Source organism: Solimonas sp. SE-A11 (assembly GCF_030345715.1).
Taxonomy (GTDB): Bacteria; Pseudomonadota; Gammaproteobacteria; order Nevskiales; family Nevskiaceae; genus Solimonas_A.
Window position 1 is genome coordinate 261220 of the sequence record NZ_JAUASX010000001.1, and the last position, 17518, is coordinate 278737.

A 17518-nucleotide genomic window follows, 5' to 3' on the forward strand; every position below is an offset into this window, starting at 1 on the left:
TTTCACGGTCCTCATTTTGCTTGCTCCGCGGCGCGCGGTCTCGTCTGCGCGGCACCGCTCTTCGGCTGTGGCTGCCCGGCCGGCGCCGCCGGGGTCGCCGAAGGGGACACGGCCGGGGCGGCAGCCGGCGGCGGCGCGGCCTTGGCGATATTGGATTCGATCTCGGCGACCCAGGCGATCACCTTGAGGTCCTGCTTTCCGGACAGGCGCTGGTAATCCTTGTAGTGGGGCAGGGCATCGGCCGGGCGCTTCAGGTACTCATCCAGCAGGATCGCCAGGTTGTAGTGCACCAGGGCATTGTCCGGCTCCAGCTTCAGGGCCTTCTCGTAGGCCATCTGGGCACGGGGGTAGTCCTTGGTCTCGCGCGCCAGCATGCCGAGGTAGTTGAAGGCTACCGCGTTGTCCTGGTTCAGCACCGCCGCCTTGTTGAAGGCCGCGGCCGCCGGGCCCTTGCGGTTGGAGTTGAAGTAGATGATGCCCAGGTTGGTCCAGGGGCCGGAGTACTCCGGGAAGTCCTTGGTCAGCGACGTCAACGCCTCCTCGGCCTCCTGGAACTGCTTGCCCTTGAGCTGTTCCAGTGCCGCGGCAAAGCGGGCCTTCGGGTCACCCTTGTCGGGCGGCTTGGGAGCCGTGGCCTCGGCGCCTGGGCGATCCGGCGGCGCCGGACGCTCCGGCGAGGTCTTGCACGCGGATACCGTCGCGCCCAGTGCCAGCACCAGCGCCAGCTGCAGCTTACTTGAGGCTTTCATAGCGATCCTCGCCCTTCTCACGCTTGCCGTACTTGGCCGGCGCGATCGCGGCCAGCGCCTTGGCACTCTTGGCGACCCATTCGTCGTAGACACCCTGCGGGATGCGCTTGAGGTTGGCTTCCCAGGCGGCGATAGCCTTTTCCTCGAACGGCAGGGCCTGTTCTTCCAGCAGCAGGTTGTACTGCTCCAGCTCCAGGTCCTTGAGGTTGCGCGGCCGCTCGGAGTCCATCAGCGCCTTGCCGAAGTCCTGCTGCAGCGTGCCCAACTCGTAGGTGGCGGCGGTGGTGATCTCGGCAAAGCCGTAGCTTACCGCCTTGTTCAGGGCCTGCACGGCAGCTTCCATGGCCTGCTTCTTGGCCGGCAGGGTCTTTTCCACCGGGGCGGTCAGGCGCAGCGTCTTGGCCTGCGCCGCGCTCATGCGGCCCAGCGCCAGGCTGGCCTGCGCGGCCAGCGTGCGGGTGCGCTCGGTGCGCTCGGCGCCGGCGGTGTCGTCGGCCTGCACCAGCTCACGCAGCCACAGCGTCTCGGCGGTCGTGTCGCCGCGCACGCGGGCCAGTTCCACCAGGCGCTGGCGGGCATCCACCGCGCGGGCCAGCGGTCGCGGGAACTGGCGCACGTAGGTCTCGTAGCCCTGCGCCGTTTCGGCCGGCATCTTGGCCTCGTCGTACAGCGTGGCCGACAGCCAGGCCGCTTCCATGCGCGTGTCCACCGCCTCGGTGGCACGCATCGAGATGCGGCGGTAGGCGGCAGCGGCCTGGGCCGGCTTGTTGTCCTTGTGGTAGGCCACGGCCAGCTTCTTGTCCACGTCCGCGATCAGGGCGTGGGCCGGGAACATGCTGCGGAAGCTTTCCAGCACCTGGGCGGCCTTCGGCCAGTCCTCCAACTGCATCAGGGCCGCGGCGGCGTCGTAGTCAGCGGTGGCGCGGATCTTGGCCTGCGGCGTGACCTGGCCGACGCGCAGGAACTGGTTGGCGGCGGTGCGCAGGTCCTTGGCGTCACGCGCGGCCTCGCCCTGCTTGTAGATCGACGCGGCCAACTGCTCGGTGACCTCGGCGTAGGCCGGGCTGTTGGGCGTGGTGAGCTTGAGCTCCTCGGCAAAGGCCTTCTCGGCGTCCGGGTAGCGCTTCTGGGCGAAGTGCGAGTCGCCGGTCACGCTCCAGGCGGTGCGGCGCAGGTCCTGCGCCACGTTGCCCGGCGCCTTGATCACGCGGTCCGCCACCTTGATCGCCTCGTCGTAGCCCTTGAGCTCGTAGAGGTCCAGCGCCGACTGCGTCAGCACCGGCAGAGTCTTCGGGTGGCCGGGGAAGGTGTCGGCCATCTTCAGGCTGGCATCGATCGCCTGGCGCAGCGCGCTGGCGGCGCGATCGGCCGGCGGCACTTCCTTGGCGTACTTCTGGTACGCCAGCACGCCCGCGTAGGCCGCCTCGCCGGACTTGGTGTGCGGCGGGTAGTCGTAGGCGGTCTTGCTGTATTCCTTGGCCGCTTCCAGCGTCTGGCCGCCGTCGAGCAGCGCGTCGCCGAGCAGGAAGTTGATGTCGGTGATGCGCGGGTCCTTGGGGTAGACCTCGATGATGCGCTTGTACCACTTGGCCGCCACCAGGAAGGACGGCTTCTGCGTCGCCGGGTCCTTCTGCGCCAGGGCGTGGTAGTGCTTGGCCAGGTCCTCCATGTGCGAGCGCAGCTCGGTCAGGACCTCCTGCGTCGCCGGCTGGCCGCCCCAATAGGGTGCCGCCGGGTCGTAGTTCACCGCGTAGCGTTCCTTCTCGCGGACCACGATGTCGCGGAAGCCGCCCTCGGAATACGCCTTGATCACGCGGGTCTGGAAGGCCGGCGCGCGCGGCGAGCGCGGGTAGCGCTCGGTGAAAGCGGCATAGGTCTCGGCGGCGTCGGTGTAGCGCTCCTTTTCCAGCAGCGTCTCGCCCAGCGCGGCGTAGACCAGCGGGTAGTAGCGCGGATCGCCGTGCTTGCCCAGGTATTCGTTCAGGGCCTTGCCGCCGCCCAGCTGCACGAAGGACAGCGTCACAACGCGCAGCGAGTCCTTGGCCATGTCGTACTTGCCCTTGTCGACGCCCGAAAGCGCCTTGTCGGTCTCGTACTGTTCGCCGGCAGGCAGCTCGCGATCCAGGATCGCGAAGAAGGTGCCCACGGCCTCCTCGAACTTGGACTGCTTGTACTGGCTCCAGCCGTACTTGTACTGCGAGAGCTGGAAGAACTGGGTCTGGTCGCCCAGGTCCATCACCGTCTTGTACTCGACCTCCGCCTCGTCATAGCGCTTGGTCAGGAACAGCAGCTCGGCGCGGCGGAAATGCGCGTCGCCGGACAGGTCGGAGTCCGGGTGGCGCTCGTTCAGGCGGCGCAGCGTGTCGATCGCGGCGTTGACGTCGCCCACGTTCTGGTAGGCACGGGCCAGCTGATAGAACACGCGGTCGTTGTTCTTGTCCTCGGGGCGGTCGTTCAGCAGTTCGTTGTAGAACTTGATCGACTCCTTGAGGGCCTGGTTGCTCTCGCCGACATTGCCCTTGCTGTCCTCGATCTGCACCGTGAGGTCGGCCAAGCGGCGCTTGGCCTCGGCCTTGGTGTCCAGGTCGGGCTGCAGGTCCAGCAGCGCGCGATAGTTGTCGGCGGCCTTCTGAGGATCGGTGGCGATCGGCTCGGAGGTGATGATCGGCAGCTTTTCCTGGCTTGGCGCATCCATCTTGCCGATGGCCTTGCTGATGCGCGGCGACGATCCCTTGATCGGCTGCTGCGAGCAGGCCGCCAGCGCCAGCGCGATCGCGGTGAGCGCGAAGGGCAACATCCTGTTATTCATTTGTCGAGCTCACCTTTCTGTGCGCGGTCGTACAGGCGCGCCAATGCGAAACGGGCTTCGATCAGGTACTTCTCGATCTGGCGCTGCTGGCCAGCCAGTTCGCGCACCGCGATCGCCTTGAGCAGGGCATCCTGCTCGGCGCCGATCTGCTCGGCCAGGCCACGCAGCGTTTCCATGCGCTTCTTCAGGTTCTGCGCGCGTTCATAGGGGCCGTTGAAGCCACCGGCCGGCGCAACAGCCACCGCCAGCGGTGCCGGCGCAGGCGCCGGTGCGGCCAGCTTGTCGGTGTAGGTGCCCGGGGCCGAGAGCTTGGTCTCGCTGCGCAGCTGGATGCGCAGGCCGGCAAATGGCACCTCGCTGTCCTGCTTGGCGCGCGACAGCAGCTCCGGGATGATCGCCGGCTCGCGCTCGACACTGCTCCAGCTCTTGTCGGCGGCGTCGATGCGACCACGCCAGGCGTCGATGTTGCGCGAGAGCATGCGCATGTCGCGGTAGTTCTTCAGTGCTTCCTGGAAGCGGTGCTCGGCCAGCAGTGACTGCAGGAAGTAGGTTTCCGGCGCGTCCGGCAGGTCCTTGAGCTTCCACTCCCAGCCCGCCTCGGAGTCGATGTCGCGGCGCACGATGGTTTCCACCATGCGACCCTTGCGGATCGAATCCATGGCGATATCCATTCGCTTGCGGCCCTTCTCGAGCTCGCCGATGGCCTGCTCGTAGAACTTCAGCGCCTGCGTGTGCGCGCCCAGGCGGTCCAGCGTGAAGGGGATGGCCAGCCAGGCTTCCTGCACGGCGGGGTCCATGGGATCACGCGAGATCAGCTCCACCCAGGGAACCAGGGCCTTGCGCAGCGCCTCTTCCTCGTCCTTCTGCGCCTTGGACAGGCGGAAGTTGCGCAGGTTGGCGCGCTTGAAGATGTCGTCTTCCAGGAAGCCGGGGCGCAGCAGCACGCCCAGCGTCGAGAAGTTGGAGAACGGGCTCTCTTCCTTGGTCTGGTCGCCCACTTCCACGCGGCGCGTCTTCTCGCCGGTGGGAGCGAGCTCCGCCCAGCCCAGGCCCAGCAGGGCACGGTTGGAGAAGGGCCCATCCAGGCGGATGCGCGAGAACACCGGCTTGGCGGTGCCGCCCTGCTTGTTCTGCAGGAACCAGTAACCCAGCGTCAGGTTGGCGCGATCACGCAGTGCCAGGTCCTCGGAGGTCACCGGGCGCAGGCGCCCGACCTTGTCGAGGATGGTGACGCCCTGCGCGGCGCGGCCGTCGTTGATCAACGCCACGCCCAGGTTGTAGCGGGTGTACTCGGACAGTTTGCTGGCGTTGTCCTCGGCGGTGAGGGCCTCGGCGGCCTCGCTGTAGCGGCCCTCGGCCATCAGCACGCGGGTGTAGAGATCCTGCCAGTCCTCGACCAGGGTCTTGGGCAGCTTCTCCTTCATGCGGAGCAGTGTGGCGCGCGACTCCGCGTTGTAGCCGCGCTGGTAGTCGAACTCGGCCAGCTTCAGGCGGGCCTTGGCCAGCACCAGCGGATCGGGAGTGCCCGTGGCCAGGTTGCGATAGATCGCCTCGGCCTCGTCGCGCATGCCGAAGGACAGGTAGCTCTCGGCCAGGCGCCACTGGAAGTCGGCCGGCATGCGGGCCGGGTCCTTGCCACGGCTGCCGGACAGCAACTCGACCAGGGCCGAGAAATAGCGGCCGTCGGCGTCCAGGAACATCGCGCTGCGGACCAGCGGATCGGTCTTGGTGCCGGAGACATAGGATTCGGCAGCCGCGGCGGTGCCGGCGGCCATCATCGCCGCGGCAGCCAGGCTGCCGCAGAGCAGTTTGCGCGGGGATATCACTTCTTGGGCCTCCACTGCGTCATGGAGATGCCGGCCTTGGACAGGCGCGTGCGGCGCGAGATGCTGAATTCGAGGTTGGTTTCACGCTGGTCCTTGTCGAACACGGCCTCGTAGCTGTCGCCCACCGGCGGCGCATCGGCCTTGGCGTCGGCCATCTGGCCGCTGTAGCTGATGCGGATGCGGTGCGCCCCCGCGCCGACGGCCGTGCGCAGCACGCGCTGCATGTGGCCCTCGGAGAGCATCGCCTTGGCGTCGCGGTCGGTGTAGGCGAAGGTCTGGGGCGCATTGCCGTCCACCGCCACGCTCACTTCCTTCAGCAGCAGGCCCGGCACCTTCACCGACAGGTATACGGAAAGGCGCGCATGTGGCGGGAAGAGCACATCGTCTTCCACCTGCTGGGCTTCGGTGTTGAAGCCGAGCGCTTCTTTCTTGAATGCCTGCACGGCTTGGTCGAGCTTGAGCGTCTGCTCTTCGAGTTCGGCGGCGCTGGGGCTGGCGGCCTTAGCCGGCAGGGCCAGCGCGAGCAGCGCAACGGGCAATGCAACGAGCATCAGGCCTGCGGACTTGCGGCAGTCGGAGAGGGGCATCGGGGATTGGCTTCGCGTCTGAATCTGGCCGGAGTGTAGCAAAAGGAATGAGCGGTCAACCCTGCCCGCTGTCACGCTGTGACCACGGACGGGGCTTCATGTTCCACCGATGGGCTCATTGGCGTGCGCACGTTTGTCGGCCCTGCACGCTCCCCGGTCGGCCAGGGTAGATTTTCCTACATGTCGCAGGCCCCGAAAGCCGCATGGCGCAAGGCTTTGCGGGCGATCAGCGGCTTTGTTGACGCTCTACAGGTCGCTTGTTATAAAGCGCCGGACCTGGGCTCCAGCCGTCCCCAACGGGCTTCGCCGCCGTCACGGCCAAGTCACTCCGAGCCAGGAAAATCCGCATCCAGCATCCAGTCGGCCATCAGGCCGTATCAAATAATCCGTCTGTGAGGGAATGAGTCAATGAACAAGACCGATCTGATCAACGCGGTTGCCAACAAGGCCGAACTGTCGAAGGCCGACGCCGGCCGCGCGATCGATTCTCTGTTTGAAGTGGTGGCCAAGGCTCTGAAGAAGCGCGACAAGGTTTCGCTGGTGGGCTTCGGCACCTTCCAGGTGCGCGAGCGCAAGGCCCGTACCGGCCGCAATCCCAAGACCGGCGCCCCCCTGAAGATCAAGGCCAGCAAGACGCCGTCATTTAAAGCTGGCAAAGCGCTGAAAGACGCTGTAAAGTAGCGGGCTCTTCTGGGGCGTTCGGTACGAACGGCCAAGGTTCGAGGGGTGCTTAGCTCAGTTGGTAGAGCGTCGCCCTTACAAGGCGTAGGTCGGGGGTTCGAGCCCCTCAGCACCCACCAGAGGATACAGTGGAGCGGTAGTTCAGTTGGTTAGAATACCGGCCTGTCACGCCGGGGGTCGCGGGTTCGAGCCCCGTCCGCTCCGCCACTCTATAGAAGTAAAAACCGGCCACCGAAAGGTGGCCGGTTTTTTTGTGCCTGCTGTCCGGTCCCGCGCGCCCAGGCATTGGCTGATCTGCGCCGGTTCAGCCGCTCCATCGGCTCGTCTGCGCTCTGGAAGAGGCAGCACAAAAAAGGCGGCCTCGCGGCCGCCTCTCTCCTCCAGGCTCTCGCCCTTATTGTCCCGTCCCTATCAGGCTGCGCTCTCGGCCGCCTTCCTGGCTTCGAACTTCTTCTTCCCCGGCAGGATGTTCATCATCTTGCAGATGATGCCCAGCATCACCTCGTCAGCACCGCCGCCGATCGACACCAGGCGGGTGTCACGGTAGGCGCGGGAGACGTTGTTCTCCCACATGAAGCCCTGGCCGCCCCAGTACTGCAGGCAGGCGTCGGTGACCTCGCGGCCCACGCGACCGATCTTGAGCTTGCACATGGAGGCCAGCATGGCCACCTCCTGCGGCGACTTCTTGCCCAGCACGTACTCCTCGGTGGTCTGGTAGATCAGCGCCTTGAGCGACTCCACTTCGGTGCGCAGTTCCGCCAGGCGGAAGTGCACCGACTGGTTGTCCAGCAGCGACTGGCCGAAGGCCTGGCGCTGTCCGGTGTACTCGATGGTCTCCTTGATGATGTTGAACAGGCCGTCGATCCCGGAGGCGGCGCCGAACAGACGCTCCTCCTGGAACTGCATCATCTGGATGGTGAAGCCCATACCCTCGCTGCCGATCAGGTTGCGGCGCGGCACGCGCACGTTGTCCATGAAGATCATGGCCGTGTCGGAGGAGCGCATGCCCAGCTTGTCCAGCTTGGTCTTGCGGTCGATGCCCTTGGCGTCCATCGGCACCACGATCAGCGACTTGTTCATGTGCGGCTTGCCCTCGCCGGTGTTCACCAGCATGCAGGCCCAGTCCGACTGGGTGCCGTTGGTGATCCACATCTTGGAGCCGTTGATCACGTAGTCGTCGCCCTCGCGGCGCGCCGTGGTCTTGATGGCGGCCACGTCGGAGCCGGCCGAGGCCTCGGACACCGCGATGGACACCACCATCTCGCCCTTGATCGCCGGATCCAGGTATTCCTTGCGCAGCGCCGGCGAGCCGAAGCGGGCCAGGGCCGGGGTGGCCATGTCGGTCTGCACGCCGATACCCATTGGCACGCCGCCGCAGAGGCAGTTGCCCAGCGCCTGGGCAAAGAGCATCTGGTAGGAGTAATCCAGCCCGAGGCCGCCGTTCTCCACCGGCTTGTTGATGCCCAGCAGGCCCAGGTCGCCCATGCGCTTGAGCACCTCGTGGGCCGGCCAGATGCCGGCCTTCTCCCACTCCGCCACGTGCGGATTCAGCTCTTCCTCGACGAAGCGCTTGGTGGTGCGGTACAGCTCCTCGTGCTCGTGGGTAAATTGCATTACCAAAACTCCGATGAATAGCGATGAGGCCACTATACATCTGCGGTTATATCAAAGGCTACGCCTTCATAATCCGCATTGGTAATTATTATTACTTATTGACTGAGGAAGTCGCCGCCGGGTGCAAGGCGGGCCAATCCACGCGCAGCGCGAAGAGCCGCGGCCACCACTTGCCGGTGACATATATAAGGTCATGCTCCGAGTCGTAGGCCAGGCCGTTGAGCACGGCACCGTCGGGCAGGTTCGTGGGGTCGGGCAGCCGGCGCCGCAGCGGCGCCAGATCCAGCCATCCGCCGACGCGGCCGTCCGCCGGGTTGATCAACGCGACACGATCGCTGTACCAGACATTGGCCAGGAGCCAGCCGCGTGCGAATTCCAGCTCGTTGAGTTGCGCGACGGGTCCGCTGCCATCACGCACCTCCACCTGTCGCAGATCGCGATGCGTCTGCGGGTCCATGAAGGTCAACCGATGGCTGCCATCGCTGCGCACCAGCTCCTTGCCGATGCTGGCCAGGCCCCAGCCTTCGCCGGGAAACCGGAACTCGCGCAGCAGGCGCAGCTTCAGGTCGAACACGAAGCCGCGTTGTTCACGCCAGCTCAGCACATGCACCTCGTCGCCGTGCAGCGCAAGCCCCTCGGCGAAAACCGAGCGCGGCAAAGCCACCCGTTTCAGGGTCCGCTGGTCGCTCAAACGGGTCTCAAACAGCGCAGATTGCGCGTAAAGGCCGCTGCTCTCGAACAGACTGTCGTCGCGAAAAGCAAGGCCCTGAGTGAAGCGTTTCGAGTCGTGCGGCAACTCGCGCAGCAGTTCGTACGAAATCGCTGAAACGCTGTATCCATCAGCGTTTGCGGGCATTCCGCACGCAAAAAATTGAACGATCAAAACGCAAAGCGCAGCAATTTTTTTCATGCGGTTCGTCGAGTGTGAAAAAGTCACTCCAGATAAAGACGTTGCTTTTTTATTTATTTTTAAGTAAATATTCACAACAGGGAAATGCGAGTTGCATCTCCTGCTCATGCGGAAAGCGTTCCGCAAACCGTCTAGATCGGAGGATTGTGACATGGCAACCACTGCAAAGAAGGCTGTAAAGAAGGCTGCGAAGAAGCCGGCTGCGAAGAAGGCTGTGAAGAAGGTTGCGGCCAAGAAGCCGGCCGCCAAGAAGGCTGCCGCCAAGAAGCCGGCCGCCAAGAAGGCCGTGAAGAAGGCTGCCGCCAAGAAGCCGGCCGCCAAGAAGGCCGTGAAGAAGGCTGCGAAGAAGGCCAAGGCTGCTGCCAAGGTCTAAGCTGTAAGCCTCAAAGGTTCGGGCGGACATGCGCCGCCCGCGCAGCTTCACCATTCACGCATGATCGATATCGCCACGCCGGGTCTTCCTGCGTGGCGATTCTTTTTTCCGGGCGCCGTTACAATGTCCGCCTCATTTACTGACGACGGACACCTCACATGATCCGCAGCATGACGGGCTACGCCCGAGCGGAAGTGCAGAAGCCCTGGGGCCGGCTCAGCTGGGAGCTGCGCTCGGTCAACCACCGCTACCTCGACCTGCAGCTCAAGATGCCGGAGGAATTCCGCGCCATCGAGAACGAACTGCGCGTGCTGGCCGGTGCCCGCCTGGGCCGCGGCAAGGTCGAATGCGGCCTGCGCTTCAACCGCGAGGCCCAGGCCGACGAAAAGCTGCAGCTGGACGTGGGCCGCCTGCGCCAGCTGCGCGAGGCCATGGACGCCGTGTCACATGAATGCGGTCCCCTGACCGCCACCGACCCCATCCGCCTGCTGTCCTTCCCGGGCGTGCTGCGCCAGGAGCAGGCCGACTTCGCGCCAATGCTGGCCGAGGCCAAGGCCTTGTTCGAGCGCGCCCTGGAAGACTTCAGCGCCACCCGTGGCCGCGAGGGCGAACGCCTGGGTCACTTCCTGACCGAGCGCACCGTGGCCCTGGCCGAGCTGGTGGCCAAGGTCCGCGAGCGTCACCCGCAGGTGCGCGACCAGTGGCTGCAGAAGCTGCGCAGCCGCTGCGCCGAACTGGGCGTGGAGATCGAGCCGCAGCGCCTGGCCCAGGAAACCGCCCTGGCCGCCACCCGCCTGGACGTGGAAGAGGAAATGTCGCGCCTGCTCAGCCACCTGGAGGAGGTGAAGCAGGCCTGCGCCCGTGGCGAGTCGGTCGGCCGCCGTCTGGACTTCCTGATGCAGGAACTCAACCGCGAAGCCAACACGCTGTCGTCCAAGTCCCAGGACGCCGAGATCACCCGCTGCGCCGTCGAGATGAAGGTCATCATCGAACAGATGCGCGAGCAGGTTCAGAACATCGAGTGATCCGCGCATGACGGTATCCGGCACGGCGGCGGGCACGCTGTTCATCGTTTCCGCGCCTTCGGGCGGCGGCAAGACCAGCCTGACCCGGGCCCTGGTCCCGCACCTGGCGGCTCAGGGCATCCCTGCGGACATCTCGGTGTCCTACACCACTCGTGCCCCGCGGCCCGGCGAGATGGATGGCACGCATTACCACTTCGTGACCCGTGAGACCTTCGCCGGCATGGCGGAGCGGGGCGAGTTCTTCGAGCATGCCGAGGTCTTCGGCAACCTCTACGGCACCGGCCGGGCCAGGACCGAGGCCCTGCTGGCGGCGGGGCATGACGTGATCCTGGATATCGACTGGCAGGGTGCCCGCCAGGTCCGGGGTCAGACCGACGAGGCGGTGGGCATCTTCATCCTGCCCCCGTCCCTGGAGGAACTGGAGCGCCGCCTGCGCGGCCGCAGCCAGGACAGCGACGAGGTCATCGCTCGCCGCATGGCCCAGGCCCATGACGAGATGTCCCACCATGACGAGTACGACTATCTGATCGTCAATGAGGACTTCGACCGGGCCCTGCGGGAGATTTCGGCCGTTTTCGTGGCTCACCGGCTCCTTATAGAGGGGCAGACGCGCCGCCACCGGGACCGGATTCGTGGCTTGCTGGCTTAAAAGCGCCCGATCCGGTACCATGCCGCCCTTGTTTTTGCCAGAGTTCTGCTGCCATGGCCCGTGTAACCGTTGAAGACTGCCTCGCCCGCATCCCCAACCAGTTCGACCTGACCCTGGTCGCCGCCAAGCGCGCGCGCCAGCTGGCCCGCGGCGCCGACGCCCGCCTGCCCTGGGGCAACCACAAGTCCACGGTCCTGTCCCTGCGCGAGATCGCCGAGGGCTACATCGACCGCAGCGTGCTCGAAGAGATCGACCTGCCGGCCGTGCAGCAACCGAAGGTGGAGCTGGAAGCGCTGGACCCGAGTTTCGATGCCTAAGTAGGACACGCGGCGCTCACGCCGCGGATTTCGAAAGAAGCCTCAGGCCCGCGCAAGCGGGCCTTTTTCGTGGTGGAGGCTTTTATTGCTCAAGTAGGGCAAAGCAGGAGCAGTTGCCCAGAGGGCATCTGAAATTCAGGCGGGTTGCGCCTGCGGGCATCTGCAGCGACCCTCCCCAGGACCTCCGGGTCACCCTCTCCCGCAAGCGGGCGAGGGGACAGCCCATCCGGGCTTGTTAGATGGCTACCGAAGCCCGACATATACTCAAGCCATGGAACTGCCCGTCATCCAGCGTATCAGCACCGTCATCCGCACCCAGCGCGCCGAGCGCGAGTACGGTATCGACGCGCTGGCCAAGGTGCTGGAGGGCTATCTCACCGACGAGCAGATCGGCGAGGTGCGCCGCGCGGCGGAATTCGCCGGCAATGCCCACAAGGACCAGCGCCGCACCTCCGGCGAGCCCTACGTCTACCACCCCCTGGCGGTGGCGCGCATCCTGGCCGAGATGCGGCTGGACCACACCACGCTGATCGCGGCGATCCTGCACGACGTCATCGAGGACACCGGCATCTCCAAGGACTCGCTGGCCCTGGAGTACGGCAAGGACGTGGCGGAGCTGGTCGACGGTGTCAGCAAGATCGGCAAGATCGAGGGCATGAGTCGCCAGGAGCGCCAGGCGGAGAGCTTCCGCAAGCTGCTGTTGGCCATGACCCAGGACCTGCGCGTGATCCTGGTGAAGCTGGCCGACCGCCTGCACAACATGCGCACCATGACCCACGTGGCGCCCGACAAGCGCCGCCGCGTGGCCCAGGAAACCCTGGACATCTACGCCCCCATTGCCCAGCGCCTGGGCATCCACACGATCCGCACCGAGCTGGAGGACCTTGCCTTCGAGGCGATCTACCCGCGGCGCTACTTCGTGCTGACCGCGGCCATCCGCGAGCAGATGGGCGACACGCGCAGCGTCATCAAGGAAGTGGAGCAGAAGCTTTCGGCGGCGCTGAAGCAGGAGGGCATCGGCGCCACCGTGGTGGGACGCGAGAAGAACATCTATAGCGTCTACCAGAAGATGCAGCGCAAGAAGCTCAAGTTCCTGAAGGTCATGGACCTGCTGGGCTTCCGCGTGATACTGCCCAAGGTCGACGACTGCTACCGCACCCTGGGCGTGGTTCACCATGTGTTCAAGCCGGTGCCGGGCGAGTTCGACGACTACATCGCCAATGCCAAGTCCAACGGCTACCAGTCGCTGCACACCGCCTGCATCGGCCCCGGCGGCCACAAGATCGAGGTGCAGATCCGCACCCGCGACATGCACCACGTGGCGGAGAGCGGCATCGCCGCCCACTGGCAATACAAGCTCGGCGCCCGCGACGGCACCGCCGCGCCGCAGGCCCGTGCCCGCGAGTGGCTGCGCGGCCTGTTCGACACGCTCAACAATTCTTCCTCGACCGATTTCCTGGAAAGCGTCAAGGTCGACCTGTTCCCGGACGAGGTCTACGTCTTCACGCCGCGAGGCGATATCCGCCGGCTGCCGCGCGGTGCCACGGCGGTGGACTTCGCCTTTGCCGTGCACTCCGAGCTGGGCGAACACTGCGTGGCCGCCCGCGTGGACGGCCAGCTGGAGCCGCTGAACTCGCCGCTGAAGAACGGCCAGACCGTGCAGATCATCACCGCGCGCCACGCGCGGCCGAACGCCGCCTGGCTCAACTTCGTCAAGACCGCCAAGGCCCGCACCTCGATCCGCAGCTATCTCAAGAACCAGCGCGAGGACGAAGCCATCCGCCTGGGCCGCCGCCTGCTGGAGATCGCCATGCGCGAGCTGCAGGTGCCCATGGCGGCGCTCAAGGACGAGAGGCGTTATGCCCCCGTGCTGAGGGCCTATGGCCTGAACGACATCGAAGACCTGTTCGTCTCCATCGGCACCGGCAACCGCCTGGCGCCATTGGTGGCGCGCCAGCTGCTGCCCGAGCACGAGATCGACAAGCCCGCTCCCGGTGCCGCGCAGTCGCTGGCCATCGAGGGCACCGAGGGCCTGGTGCTGGACTACGCGCGCTGCTGTCATCCGGTGCCGGGCGACGAGATTCGCGGCAATGTCAGTGTCGGTCGAGGCATCGTCGTGCACCGCACCGATTGCAAGCACGTCAAGGCACGCCCCGAGGATTGGGTGTCGCTGACCTGGGCCGACCAGGTGCAGGGCGACTATCTGGCCGAGATTCGCGTGAAGGCCGAGAACCAGCGCGGCCTGCTGGCGCGCGTCACCACCGAGATATCGGAAGCCGGCTCGTCCATCGAGAACGTGCACTTCCCCGACCGCGGCGGCGGCGAAGGCCTGGAGATGCGCTTCCTGATCACCGTGCGCGACCGCGTACACCTGGCGCGCGTGATCCGCCGCGTCCGCCGCCTCGATTCGGTCGAGAGGGTCATGAGGGCCTGACGCCGGTCTTTCGCCAGCGTTTGGATTATCCTTCGCCCACCCAAGGACCCATCCAGACATGACTCGCGAAATCATCCATACGGACGCCGCCCCTGCCGCCATCGGCACCTACTCGCAGGCGGTGAAGTGCGGCAACACGGTCTACCTCTCGGGCCAGATTCCCCTGGATCCCGTGAGCATGACCCTGCTCAACGCCACCATCGAGGACGAGATCCACCAGGTCTTCAAGAACCTGTCGGCAGTGGCGCAGGCCAGCGGCGGCTCGCTGGCGGACATCGCCAAGCTCAACGTCTTCCTGACCGACCTGGCGCACTTCGCCAAGGTCAACGAGATCATGGGCCAGTACTTCAAGCCGCCGTACCCGGCGCGCGCCGCCATCGGCGTGGCCAGCCTGCCCAAGGGCGCGCGCGTCGAGGCCGACGGCATCCTGGTGCTTGGCTAAGCCAGAGCAAAAGAAGCCTGCTCCCGCGTCCACCCTCGCCACCGAGGTCAAATACCTCAAGGGCGCGGGGCCGGCGGTGGCGCAGCGCCTGCGCGTGCTGGGCATCGAGCGCGTGCGCGAGCTGCTGTTCCACCTGCCGCTGCGCTACGAGGACCGTCGCCACATCACGCCGGTGACCCGGCTGCGCGACGGCGAAGAGGCCCAGGTCCGTGCCCGCGTGCTGCATGCCGAGGTGCGTTACGCCGGGCGCCGCAGCCTGCGCGTGCTGGTGGACGACGGTGGCGCCAGCCTGCGGCTGCGTTTCTTCCATTTCAACGACACGCAGAAGCAGGCCTTCCAGCCGGACCGCTGGATCCAGGCCTACGGTCTGGTGCGCCACGGTGCGCAGGGCTGGGAGATGGTGCACCCCGAGTACCGCCTGGCCGACCGGCCGGAAGACCTGCGCACCGAAGACCGGCTGACGCCGATCTACCCATTGACCACCGGCATCACCCAGGCCCGCCTGCGCACGCTGGCGCAGCAGGCGCTGAAGATCGCCGAGGGCGATGTGGGCCTGGCCACGCCGCTGCCGGAACTGGGCGAGGTCACCACGCTGGCCGCGCTGCGCGTGCTGCACCAGCCGCCCGGTGATGCCGACACCGACGCCCTGCTGCGTTGCGCGCACCCGGCGCAGCAGCGCCTAGTGCGCGAGGAGTTGCTGGCGCACCAGTTGTCGATGCGCCTGCTGCGCAACCGCGTGAAGGCCGGCGCCGCGCCGAAGATCGGCGGGCTGGTGGCCGCGCAGAAGGAGCTGCAGGCCGGGCTGCCATTCTCGCTCACCGGCGCGCAGCGGCGTGTCATCGGCGAGATCGCCCGGGACCTGGACAGCGTGCGGCCGATGCTGCGGCTGGTGCAGGGCGACGTCGGCTCCGGCAAGACCCTGGTCGCAGCGGCTGCCATGCTCACCGCCGTGCGTGCTGGCTGGCAGGCGGCGCTGATGGCGCCCACCGAGCTCCTGGCCGAGCAGCACGCGCGCAATTTCCGCCAGTGGCTGGAGCCGCTGGGCGTGGAGGTGCAGCTGCTGGCCTCCAAGCTGAAGAAGTCCGCCAAGGACGCCGTGCTGGCGCGTATCGCCGATGGCGGCGCCGGCATCGTCATCGGCACCCACGCCGTGTTCCAGTCCGCCGTGAGCTTCCACCGCCTGGGCCTGGTGGTGGTGGACGAGCAGCACCGCTTCGGCGTGCAGCAGCGCCTGGCGCTGCGCGACAAGGGGCCCGGCAAGCTGTCGCCGCACCAGCTCATCATGTCGGCCACGCCGATCCCGCGAACGCTGGCCCAGACCGCCTACGCCGACCTGGACGTCAGCATCATCGACGAGCTGCCGCCGGGCCGCTCGCCGGTGATCACCGGCGCCATGTCCAACGAGAAACGTGGCGAGGTGCTGGCGCGCATCGGCGAGGTCTGCGCCCAGGGTCGCCAGGCCTACTGGGTTTGCACCCTGGTGGAGGAGTCCGAGCAGGTTGAGGCGCAAGCCGCCGAGGACACGGCGCTGCAGCTGCGCGCCGAGCTGCCGGGCCTGCGCGTGGGCCTGGTGCACGGTCGCCTCAAGTCCGACGAGAAGGACCTGCAGATGCGCGCCTTCAAGGAAGGCCACACGCAGTTGCTGGTGGCCACCACCGTGATCGAGGTCGGCGTGGACGTGCCCAACGCCAGCATCATGATCATCGAGAACGCCGAGCGCCTGGGCCTGTCGCAGCTGCACCAGCTGCGCGGCCGCGTCGGCCGCGGCGCGGTGGAAAGCCAGTGCCTGCTGCTCTACAAGCCGCCGCTGTCGGAGATGGCGCGCCAGCGCCTGGCGGTGATGCGCGAGACCAACGACGGCTTCCGCGTGGCGCAGAAGGACCTGGAGCTGCGCGGGCCGGGCGAGCTGTTCGGCCGCCGCCAGACCGGCGTCATCGGCATGAAGCTGGCCGACCCGATGCGCGATGCCGACCTGGTGGCGCCGCTGCAGGTGCTGGCGGATAAATGGCTGCAGACGCAGCCGGGCCGGGCGGAGCTGCTGATCGGGAGATGGATCGGGGATGTGGGGCGCTACGCCCAGGTGTGAGGACGCGAATAAACCTACTGCGCGGCCCGATCTTGCGCGCGCGGTGCTCGCTGTACTTTCGTACGGCTCCGCGCCTAACGCGCAACCTCGGGTCGCTCGCTACGGTTTCTTCACATCCTCGGGGAACTGAGCAGGATCAGTTCGAAGATTTCTGCTGCGGCAACTGCTCCAGCACATGCGCCAGCACGTCGCCCAGGTTCTGCTTGATCGCCTTCTCCATCGCTCGCGCCACCTCGGCGTCCACTGCGACGTCGGCCACGGGGCGCAGCTTCCAGATGGTTTCGGCCAGGCGCGGCACTTCGCTGGCCGGCGGCAGCTTGCCGTGCATGTAGGGGGCGAAGACGTGCTCCACGATCAGCTGCACGATGCCGTTGGCGGCGCGCTCGACGTTGCCGCGCAGCATGCGCACGATGTCCAGCAGCTCCGACAGCGGGATGCCCATGGACGCCAGTTCAGCCGCCGCGTGGATCAGCTGCGGTCGCGGCGCGCGGAAGCGCAGGCCCTCGGACTGCAGCACGTCCAGCTCCACTGCCTTGCGCAGCACCGCAGCGATCTCGGAGGCCTTCACGCCCTTGCCGAGCATCTTCACCAGCTCCGGCATCGTGAAGTAGGCCGGCAGTTCCTCGGACCAGGGCGTGGTCAGCGCGGACTCCAGGCCCAGCAGCTGGCGCAGGTCCTGGCCCTGTTCCCAGGCGCCGATCAGCTCGGCGATGTTGGCCAGGGTGTAGCCGCGGTCCAGCAGTTGGCCGATCAGGCGCAGGCGTGCCAGGTGCGCGGCGGTGTAGATGCCAGTGCGCCCGCGCTTCTCCGGCGCCGGCAGCAGGCCGCGATCCTGGTAGGCGCGGACATTGCGCACTGTGGTGTCCGCGGCGCGTGCGAGCTCGTCCACCGTGTATTCGGAGGCGTCCCGCAGGCTGCTTTTGGGCGCTCCGCGCCGCGTGCGCGGGGCGGGCGGCGACTCCGCACCTGATTTCCTTTTCATGCCAAGATGATAGCGCAGCCGCGCGACTTTTTTA

At 66.6% G+C, this 17518-nt stretch carries 15 protein-coding genes and 2 tRNA genes; 10 read left to right on the top strand and 7 right to left on the bottom strand.

Annotation, left to right across the window (positions count from 1 at the left end):
- Positions 1-11 precede the first annotated feature (11 nt).
- Genes QT386_RS01345 through QT386_RS01360 form a run of 4 tightly spaced genes read right to left on the bottom strand, consistent with a single transcriptional unit; the run spans position 12 to position 5971 of the window.
- Positions 12-749: a tetratricopeptide repeat protein gene (locus tag QT386_RS01345; RefSeq protein WP_289271927.1), complete on the bottom strand. Its 738-nt coding sequence runs from the start codon at positions 747-749 to the stop codon at positions 12-14.
- Complete coding sequence (locus QT386_RS01350) at positions 733-3558, bottom strand: tetratricopeptide repeat protein (RefSeq protein ID WP_289271928.1); 2826 nt, start codon at positions 3556-3558, stop codon at positions 733-735. The genes QT386_RS01345 and QT386_RS01350 overlap by 17 nt, the downstream gene beginning before the upstream one ends.
- Positions 3555-5384, bottom strand: a complete 1830-nt coding sequence (locus QT386_RS01355; protein ID WP_289271929.1) for a hypothetical protein — start codon at positions 5382-5384, stop codon at positions 3555-3557. The genes QT386_RS01350 and QT386_RS01355 overlap by 4 nt, the downstream gene beginning before the upstream one ends.
- The gene (locus QT386_RS01360) at positions 5381-5971 is read right to left on the bottom strand and encodes a hypothetical protein (protein WP_289271930.1); all 591 of its coding nucleotides are present in this window, start codon (positions 5969-5971) and stop codon (positions 5381-5383) included. The genes QT386_RS01355 and QT386_RS01360 overlap by 4 nt, the downstream gene beginning before the upstream one ends.
- 408 nt (positions 5972-6379) lie before the next feature.
- Between QT386_RS01360 and QT386_RS01365 the strand changes: the two genes are divergently transcribed.
- The 3 genes from QT386_RS01365 to QT386_RS01375 all read left to right on the top strand — a co-directional run bounded on the left by QT386_RS01365 (position 6380) and on the right by QT386_RS01375 (position 6859).
- On the top strand, positions 6380-6652 hold the full coding sequence (locus QT386_RS01365) for an HU family DNA-binding protein (protein ID WP_289271931.1): 273 nt from the start codon (positions 6380-6382) through the stop codon (positions 6650-6652).
- A gap of 43 nt (positions 6653-6695) precedes the next feature.
- Positions 6696-6771 (top strand) — tRNA-Val (locus QT386_RS01370).
- Between the two features lie 11 nt (positions 6772-6782).
- Positions 6783-6859, top strand: a tRNA-Asp gene (locus QT386_RS01375).
- Between the two features lie 204 nt (positions 6860-7063).
- Here QT386_RS01375 and QT386_RS01380 read toward each other — a convergent pair.
- Together QT386_RS01380 and QT386_RS01385 are read right to left on the bottom strand one after the other, a co-directional pair.
- On the bottom strand, positions 7064-8266 hold the full coding sequence (locus QT386_RS01380; protein ID WP_289271932.1) for an acyl-CoA dehydrogenase family protein: 1203 nt from the start codon (positions 8264-8266) through the stop codon (positions 7064-7066).
- Between the two features lie 91 nt (positions 8267-8357).
- Complete coding sequence (locus tag QT386_RS01385) at positions 8358-9176, bottom strand: glutaminyl-peptide cyclotransferase (protein ID WP_289271933.1); 819 nt, start codon at positions 9174-9176, stop codon at positions 8358-8360.
- Between the two features lie 151 nt (positions 9177-9327).
- On the opposite strand from QT386_RS01385, the gene QT386_RS01390 reads away from it, so the two are divergent.
- From QT386_RS01390 to recG, 7 genes are all read left to right on the top strand, one after another.
- Positions 9328-9549 carry a hypothetical protein gene (locus QT386_RS01390; protein WP_289271934.1) on the top strand — a complete coding sequence of 74 codons (222 nt, stop codon included), beginning with the start codon at positions 9328-9330 and terminating at the stop codon, positions 9547-9549.
- Between the two features lie 158 nt (positions 9550-9707).
- Complete coding sequence (locus tag QT386_RS01395; protein WP_289271935.1) at positions 9708-10574, top strand: YicC/YloC family endoribonuclease; 867 nt, start codon at positions 9708-9710, stop codon at positions 10572-10574.
- 7 nt (positions 10575-10581) lie between these two features.
- On the top strand, positions 10582-11223 hold the full coding sequence (gmk, locus tag QT386_RS01400) for a guanylate kinase (RefSeq protein ID WP_289271936.1): 642 nt from the start codon (positions 10582-10584) through the stop codon (positions 11221-11223).
- Between the two features lie 53 nt (positions 11224-11276).
- The gene (rpoZ, locus tag QT386_RS01405) at positions 11277-11540 is read left to right on the top strand and encodes a DNA-directed RNA polymerase subunit omega (RefSeq protein WP_104232136.1); all 264 of its coding nucleotides are present in this window, start codon (positions 11277-11279) and stop codon (positions 11538-11540) included.
- A gap of 271 nt (positions 11541-11811) precedes the next feature.
- Positions 11812-13974, top strand: a complete 2163-nt coding sequence (locus QT386_RS01410; RefSeq protein WP_289271937.1) for a bifunctional (p)ppGpp synthetase/guanosine-3',5'-bis(diphosphate) 3'-pyrophosphohydrolase — start codon at positions 11812-11814, stop codon at positions 13972-13974.
- A gap of 58 nt (positions 13975-14032) precedes the next feature.
- Positions 14033-14416 (top strand): RidA family protein, encoded by a 384-nt coding sequence (locus tag QT386_RS01415; RefSeq protein WP_289271938.1) that lies wholly within the window; start codon positions 14033-14035, stop codon positions 14414-14416.
- Positions 14409-16502: an ATP-dependent DNA helicase RecG gene (recG, locus tag QT386_RS01420; protein WP_289271939.1), complete on the top strand. Its 2094-nt coding sequence runs from the start codon at positions 14409-14411 to the stop codon at positions 16500-16502. Before QT386_RS01415 ends, recG begins: the two co-directional genes overlap by 8 nt.
- 136 nt (positions 16503-16638) lie before the next feature.
- Here recG and QT386_RS01425 read toward each other — a convergent pair whose 3' ends face one another.
- Positions 16639-17484 (bottom strand): MerR family transcriptional regulator, encoded by an 846-nt coding sequence (locus QT386_RS01425; RefSeq protein WP_289271940.1) that lies wholly within the window; start codon positions 17482-17484, stop codon positions 16639-16641.
- Positions 17485-17518: the final 34 nt, after the last annotated feature.